A 2156-nucleotide genomic window follows, 5' to 3' on the forward strand; every position below is an offset into this window, starting at 1 on the left:
CAGCACCACGAAGTCGGCGTCGTCGCCCCCATAGGCCCTCGCCACCTCTGCGATGACGTCACGGATGCGGTCGACCGACTCGGCGGAGGCGTTCATGCCCTGCGCCAGCCCCAGCAGGAACTGCCGGAGCGTCGCCCGGTCGAGGCCGTCGGTCATGTCGTGGCCGGCCGCTCGGCTCAGGTGAACAGGAACGAGAGCGGCACACCGACGATGATCGCCACAGCCACGTAGATGAGGTTCGGCAGCTGGAACGAGTGGTCGAAGACGAACTTGCCCATCTTGGTCGTGCCCGTCTGGTCGAACGCGACGGTGGCCACCTGGCTGCCGTTGGCCGGCAGCGTGTAGATGCCCATCGCCGCCGGCCACAGGCCCACCAGGAGGGAGGCGGGGAGGCCGATCGTGATGCCGATCGGCACGATCGCGTTCGTCGCACTCGACTGGCTCGTCGTGAGCATGGCGACCGCGAAGAGGGCCAGCGCGAACAGCAACGCGCCGAGGAACGCCGAGGAGCCGGAGACCACGGAGCCGAGGCCGTCGACGATGAGGGTCTGGTTCGCGGCGACGAAGGTGTTCGCCAGCCAGGCGATGCCGAACAGGGCGATGGCTCCGACGATACCGGCGGGGAACGTCGGCTGCTTGGGCACATCTGCGGCCTTGACCTTGCAGAAGACGAAGATCAGGGCGGCGATGATGCCCATCACGACCTCGATGATGACCGTGACGCTGAGGCGCACCGGGTCGCCGGCGTCATCGGTCCCGATGACCGGACGCAGGTTCTCGAACAGGCCGAAGAGCACGATCACAGCGACGCCGGCGAGGAACAGCGAGGCCGAGAGCACCGCGGTGGGAGGCAGCTTCTTCTCGTGCGCGTCGGTCTCCGGCGGCTTGATCTGGTGATCGGCGAGGCGCTTCTGGAACTCGGGGTCGTCTTCCAGATCTTTGCCATGGCGCATCATCACGAGTGCCGCCACGAAGAGGCCGACGATCGAGGCGGGCCACATGATCAGCAGCAGTCCGCCGAGGTCGACGCCCTGCGGGGCGAGCAGCACCACCATCGAGGCGGTCGCGGCGGACACAGGAGAGCACAGGATGCCGACCTGCGAGGCCACGGCCGACACCGAGAGCGCCCGCTCCGGTCGGATCTTCTGCTGGTACGAGACGTCGTAGATGACGGGCAGCAGCGGGTAGAAGATGTTGCCCGTTCCTGCGCCGACGGTGAACAGGAACGACATCGCCGGGGCGAGGAAGACCACCGATCGGGGTCGGCGTCTGATCACCTTCGCCGCGACCGACACCATCCAGTCGATGCCGCCGGCCGCCTGCATGGTCGATGCCGCCGTGATGACCGTGATGACGATGAAGACCGCGTCGACCGGGGCGTTGCCCGGCGCTTCGCCGAAGACGAAGACGAGCACGGCGACGCCGACGAGCCCCCAGACGCCCAGACCGATCCCGCTCGTGCGGGTCCCCATGAAGATCGCGAGGATGACGACGATGAGTTCGGCGACGAGGATCCACACGTTGTCGTTCATGACGACGGTCCCTTCACGATGGGCGCAGCGCCTCTGAGCACCTCGGTGGGCAGCTCGGTCTCGACGATCTTCCCGCCTATGGCCTCCACGCGAAGGGCGAGGGCATCGTCGACCGGGCTCACCGCGGTGACGAACTCGGAGTTCTCGAAGTGCAGCGACTGCAGGTTGCCGACCGCGTACCCCGTCGAGAGCTCTCCGCTGAGCAGGGACGCGTGGAAGAGGGGACGCCGCTGGTCCTCGGCATCGTAGTGTGGGCAGAAGCTGCCGTGCAGGAAGCCGAGTCCCTCCGGCAGCACCTGCAGGGTCGGTCCGTAGCTGTCGGTGGTCCCGCCCTCGAACCAGCAGATGCCTCCTGCACTGCCGCCCGTGAACACCACGTTCGAGTCGGGGTCCTCCCACATCTCGCGCATGATCTCGTCGAGGCCCTGGCGCTTCCAGACGTCGAGCATGTTGGCGGTGTTGCCGCCGCCGACGTGGATCACGTCGAAGCCCTTCACGAAACCGGCCAGGTCGTCGACCGCACGGTGGAACAGGGGGAGGTGGTGCGGCGCGCACCTGTCGGAGTCGTACGTGGAGTAGAAGCTCACGATGTAGGCGGCGTCGTCGCCGGTGGCCGTGCCGACG

2 protein-coding genes are annotated in these 2156 nt (G+C 67.3%); both read right to left on the reverse strand.

Features of this window, described 5'->3' with window-relative positions; genetic code table 11:
• Positions 1–176 precede the first annotated feature (176 nt).
• Positions 177–1532 (reverse strand): anaerobic C4-dicarboxylate transporter family protein, encoded by a 1356-nt coding sequence (locus tag AX744_RS07795; RefSeq protein WP_058633065.1) that lies wholly within the window; start codon positions 1530–1532, stop codon positions 177–179.
• Positions 1529–2156, reverse strand: a 628-nt coding sequence (locus tag AX744_RS07800; protein ID WP_061016166.1) for a Type 1 glutamine amidotransferase-like domain-containing protein, incomplete at its 5' end; no start/stop codon positions are given. The genes AX744_RS07800 and AX744_RS07795, both read right to left, overlap by 4 nt.

The organism is Microbacterium sp. CCH5-D1 (genome assembly GCF_001557335.1).
Taxonomy (GTDB): domain Bacteria; phylum Actinomycetota; class Actinomycetes; order Actinomycetales; family Microbacteriaceae; genus Microbacterium; species Microbacterium oxydans.